Annotated in this window: 1 rRNA gene; it reads left to right on the top strand. The window is 54.1% G+C overall.

From position 1 onward, the window contains the following. Positions 1-93 (top strand): 16S ribosomal RNA (locus QMF38_RS09610); the annotation flags it as partial. Positions 94-377: the final 284 nt, after the last annotated feature.

The following is a 377-nucleotide window of genomic DNA, read 5'->3' as shown; positions in this document are numbered from 1 at the left end:
CAAGGGAGCCAGCCGCCGAAGGTGGGGCGGATGATTGGGGTGAAGTCGTAACAAGGTAGCCGTATCGGAAGGTGCGGCTGGATCACCTCCTTTCTACGGAGAAATGCGAAGAGGGCGTGGGAAACGCGTGTCAGGTTTCGAGCAGGACAAGGAATGAGGATGAAGGCGAACCGAGTGTACTGGATGTACGTGAGGGAGCCGGAAGACGAATGACGAAGTCATGCGAAGGAAGATGGCCGCGGAGTGTGTTTAGTTTTGAGGGAGCGAATGACTCGCAAGAGTGATTTGCGAACTCAAGGACCTTGGCAACTGCATATGAAATGACCTTGCAACCTGGTAACCGAGGATTGGAACAGGTGACATGACGGAAGTCATGG

The sequence above is a fragment of the Alicyclobacillus hesperidum subsp. aegles genome, from assembly GCF_027923525.1.
In the GTDB taxonomy this organism is placed as follows: domain Bacteria; phylum Bacillota; class Bacilli; order Alicyclobacillales; family Alicyclobacillaceae; genus Alicyclobacillus; species Alicyclobacillus aegles.
Note: the sequence above shows the minus strand (reverse complement) of the source record. Positions and strands in the feature narration are given on the sequence as shown.